Raw genomic sequence first — 4,184 nt, 5'->3', positions numbered from 1 at the left:
CTACTCGCCGGAGCTACAACCGGCGGAGCGGGTCTGGCCTTTGATCAACGAGGCGGTGGCCAACCGGTACTTCGAGGATCTGGAGGAGATGATGGCGGTGGTAGCCGAGCGGTGCCGGGTGCTGGAGAAAGACCAGGAGACCCTCAGGCGGCACACCCTCTTCCACGGGTGGCCTAGGATGATGGAATCAGCATGAAAGGATATTATAACCCAAGTTGCTACCCAAGCATTTGTTGAGCCAAGAGATTTAGGTTGTGGGCCAAGATGAAGGAGAGCACCTTGATCACAAAACCCTCCTGGGTCACCGCATGGATGCGCCGCGGGAAGAGGGCATGGAGCATACTGCCCACCGTCTCCACCACCCCCTAGGTGTTTCCCTCACGGGAAAGCAGCCGCCCCACAATGGCCAGGTACTGCAACCAAGGCACATACCGCCGGCTGTTCCTTCTACGGATGACCATGGGCACAATCCCCCCCGCCTCCCGGAGGAGGTCTTCATAGAAGTGGCTTTCGTACCCCCGGTCCAGGTAGAGCTCCGCCCCCTCGGGAAGGTCCAGGGGAAGAAGGAGCAAAGAGCTCAGATCATGTAGGCTTCCCGGGGTCAGGCTCACTTCATGGATAAACTTCCCGTCGTCCACCAGGAGGTGGAGCTTGGGGCCGTGGAAGTAGACCCGTTTGCTGGGGATGAAGCCGCGGTAGGCCTTGTCTGGGAAAAGGCGGGAGCGGGGGGCGCGGATATTCTCGCAGGCGGGGAGGGGGAAGGTGTCCAAGGCGTAGGCCTGGGCCTGGTGGAGGTTTTTCCAGGCCTGGGCTAGGAGGTGGGTCAGCCCCGAAGGGGCTATCTTGCGAAGGGGGAGGAAGAAGGGGTATAGGGCGTGGAGTCTGCGGTTGAAGCGACTTGGGGAGGGGACGTAGGTAAAGAGGCGCAGGTCTTTGGCGAGGGCCAGGGCCTTGTTGTGCTTGCCGCCCAGTTCCATGGCGGCCAGGATGGCGAGGGTCAGGATGGCGGAGGCTGGGGTCTTGGCTTGGGGGTCGTCCTTGTAGCCCAGGGCCTGGAGGGCATCGTCTATAATGCAAAAGGCCGCTATGATGCACGACAGCATAGCGGCCACTATTTTTTCAGGCCTCGGGATAGGTAGCAACTTGGGTTAACATAGCACGGCGGGCGCCCGCTGTCCAGCGATCCATCTGGCGGTCCTTCCCGGACGGCGGGCGGTGCACTATAGTTTGGCCAAAGCTCCGGCACCGGGGCCGGTGCCGCGCCGCGGGGGGATGGCCGATGACGGGTGCACACTGGGACGCCGTGTTCGACGAGGATTACCTGTACTTCTACGAGACCTTCTTGCACGACGAGCGCAACGAGAAGGAGGCCGAGCTCATCGCCCGGCTCCTCGACCTCGGTCCGGGGGCGGATGTGCTGGATGTGCCTTGCGGGCACGGCCGCATCGCCGTGCGCCTGGCGCGCCGAGGCTGCCGCGTGACCGGCCTCGACGCCAGCCCGCTGTTCCTGGAGCGGGCCCGCCAGGCCGCGGCGGCCGCGGGCGTCGGCGTCGAGTGGGTCCACGGCGACATGCGGGCCCTGCCGTTCGGGCGAGACTTCGACGCCGTGGTCAACTGGTTCACCTCCTTCGGCTACTTCGACGACGAGGAGAACCGCCGCGTGCTGGCGGAGTTCCGGCGCGTGCTGCGGCCCGGCGGCCGGCTGCTGATCGAGACGGTCCACCGCGACCGGATCCTGCGCAGCCTGCCGCCCGGCGAGCCGGTGCGCTTCGACGTGGTCCGCCGGGGCGACGACCTGATGATCGACCGCACCGGGTACGAACCGCTCACCGGGCGCGTGCAGACCGACCGCACCATCGTCCGGGACGGGCGTGTGCGCCGGTTCGCGTACGGGCTGCGGCTGTATACGCCGGTGGAGCTGCGGGACGAGCTGCTGCGGGCCGGGTTCGCCCGCGTCGAGCTGCTGGGCGACGAGGGCGGACCACTCACGCTCGACAGCCGGCGGCTGCTCGCCGTCGCGCAGGCGTGAGCGAGGGCGCCGAACCGCTGGTGCGCGCCGCGACCCGGGAAGGCAAGCGGCGCCCGGTGGCGAACCCATGGTGCGGCCAGTTCCGTGGTGCGCAGCGACCGTTACTATAACCCAAGTTGCTACCCAGCCATCTTCTGGGTCAGGAGACTGATGTTATGGGCCAGGACGAAGGTGAGAACTTTGATTATTTATAACCCGGAGTACTACCAAAAGCGGCTCAAAGGGATAAAGGCTGAGGGACCGAAAAGCCTCTTGGTGGCCTGGAGCCTTCGGGAACCCCTGTGCTGGATAGTCGGAACGAACATTCCGTTGGATCTGGCCAGGACCGTTCAGAGGCCCCCTCGACCGCTGCTGAAAGACTTCCAGGAAACCCCGCGAGAGCTGAATATGGCGGAGGCCAAGAAAATCGCGCTTGCAGTCCTGCGGGCGGAAGGGTTGGAGCCCAGAGAGGAGCCCGTGGTGCTGCCCGGGGATCCAGAGCTTCTGGCTGCGGCCATAGCCCCCCGGCTGAGGGTCTGCATCGAGGGGTGGACGGTTGAGGAGACCGCCAGAAGGCTCGTGAAGCTGAAGTTCTCCGACCTCGAGCCAGATCAGCCGGTCGGAGTAGCGGACGTGGGCAACCCTATCCCGACGGTCGTTTACCTAGACGACCCGCGCCCGATGCGCTGGGAGGGGGTGTCCGCCTGAACCACAGGGGTGTGGTGAGGCTTTTGAGCCGCCAGGCTCGGAAGGTTGGAGTATACTTTCCCTGGAAAAGGGGGTTCCTTTGAGAGCCGGGGGACTAAGCCTAGTCGAGTTTGCCGTGGCGACGGCGGTTTTCGGTCTGCTGGCGGCGGGCCTGGTGGGCTTTTTGGTGTCTACATCCCGGCGGGCCCAGGCGGAAGCGGCCGCGATGACTTCCAAGGAGGCCGCCCGCCAGGCCTTGCGGGGGTTCGCCGGGGAGTTTGCCGGAAAGACCGCCGCGGTGATCCTGCCCGGCTCCAACGACCGGGGGGTAGGGGTGGTCCTGTTGGAGGGCCCAGGCTACCCGGTTCTACGCCAGGGGTACAGCCCGACCGCCCTGCGGATCAGGGCGTCGGAGACCCCAAGGTTGATGGGGGAGCCCGCGGTCGTTGGTTAACTCGGCGGGCCAGGCCATCTTTATTCCCGCCGTCGCCTCAGTAAGCGGACTCGGTGGGGGAGTCTGGACGGTAGGCCTGGGGGGCTGTTTGAACCCTCTGGCCTGGACTGAGAACAGCCAGCTGTACCCGGCCTCCACACTGAGCCTCCGCTCCGATGGAAACAGGCTCTGGGTTTCCTCGAGCCGGATGCCAGAGACCCTGGGGGCGCGGGTGGAGGGATTCCGGATCCAGTACCTCTACTCGGGCGCCGGGGGGGAGGTGGCCCGGGGCTACCTTGGCCCCAGCTTCAGCCAGGGCGGCCAGGTCTACACCCTGTTTGCCCTGGGTTTGGAAGCCCGCGGGGCGCAGATGGGGGTGGACCGGGCCTTCACAGAGCGGCTGCCGCTGCGTCAGGAGCTGGCCATCCGGGAGGTGCAGGTCTGCGGCCAGGACCCCCGGGCGGTGGGCACGGGCAGCCTGGCGGTGATCATCTCGGGCCCCTCCCGGGGGGACGTGGACGTGGTGGCCGGGGACTGGGCCAGGCGGGGCATCTCCCAGAGCAGCCTTTTCAGCGGGCTGCCGGTGGGGCGGGTGACCGTGGTGGCCCGCGAGGTTTGGGAAGGCCCGACCCTGTGGCGGTGGGAGCCCTCCCAGCAGAGGGAGTACCTGCTCGAGGCCTACGCCCCGCTGCGGGTAGAGGTGGACTACCGAAGGGTACCCGGAACCCTGGAGCTGGAGGTGACGGGGCTGCCCCCTGGGGCGGCCGCCCCCATCTCGGTGAGCGGCCTGGGGTCCCTCTCCCTGGGGAACGGGGTCTACACCTACGAGCTGGCGCCGGGCCCCATAGGGGTGGGGGCGGAGGCCGTGGAGGTGAGCGCGGTGCGCTACACACCGGAGCCCGCGAGGGCCTCCCTCTCCCTTCGCTCCCTGGAGAGGGCCCGGGCCACGATCCGCTACGGGGGCGAGGTGGTTCAGGGAACGCTCATCCTGCACATCCGCAAGGAGGGGGAGGACGGGGGGGTGGACCCGGAGCCAAGGGTCTGCGTGCGCATCAT

General features: G+C 66.8%; 5 protein-coding genes and 1 pseudogene. 5 read left to right on the top strand and 1 reads right to left on the bottom strand.

Features of this window, described 5'->3' with window-relative positions:
* The coding region (locus tag Mlute_RS14250) for a hypothetical protein (RefSeq protein WP_220452089.1) at positions 1–196 on the top strand (196 nt) is incomplete at its 5' end.
* Between the two features lie 22 nt (positions 197–218).
* Here the strand turns inward: Mlute_RS14250 and Mlute_RS14245 are convergent.
* A pseudogene (locus Mlute_RS14245) lies at positions 219–1,103 on the bottom strand (transposase).
* A gap of 200 nt (positions 1,104–1,303) precedes the next feature.
* Between Mlute_RS14245 and Mlute_RS14240 the strand changes: the two are divergent.
* From Mlute_RS14240 to Mlute_RS14225, 4 genes are all read left to right on the top strand, one after another.
* Positions 1,304–2,029 (top strand): class I SAM-dependent methyltransferase, encoded by a 726-nt coding sequence (locus Mlute_RS14240; RefSeq protein WP_169335130.1) that lies wholly within the window; start codon positions 1,304–1,306, stop codon positions 2,027–2,029.
* Between the two features lie 171 nt (positions 2,030–2,200).
* Positions 2,201–2,716 (top strand): hypothetical protein, encoded by a 516-nt coding sequence (locus Mlute_RS14235; protein WP_147371116.1) that lies wholly within the window; start codon positions 2,201–2,203, stop codon positions 2,714–2,716.
* 79 nt (positions 2,717–2,795) lie between these two features.
* Complete coding sequence (locus Mlute_RS14230) at positions 2,796–3,149, top strand: type II secretion system protein (RefSeq protein ID WP_119361224.1); 354 nt, start codon at positions 2,796–2,798, stop codon at positions 3,147–3,149.
* An 88-nt stretch (positions 3,150–3,237) separates the two neighbouring features.
* Positions 3,238–4,184, top strand: a 947-nt coding sequence (locus Mlute_RS14225) for a hypothetical protein (protein ID WP_220452088.1), incomplete at its 3' end; no start/stop codon positions are given.

The organism is Meiothermus luteus, assembly GCF_003574085.1.
GTDB classification, from domain to species: domain Bacteria; phylum Deinococcota; class Deinococci; order Deinococcales; family Thermaceae; genus Meiothermus; species Meiothermus luteus.
Note: the sequence above shows the minus strand (reverse complement) of the source record. Positions and strands in the feature narration are given on the sequence as shown.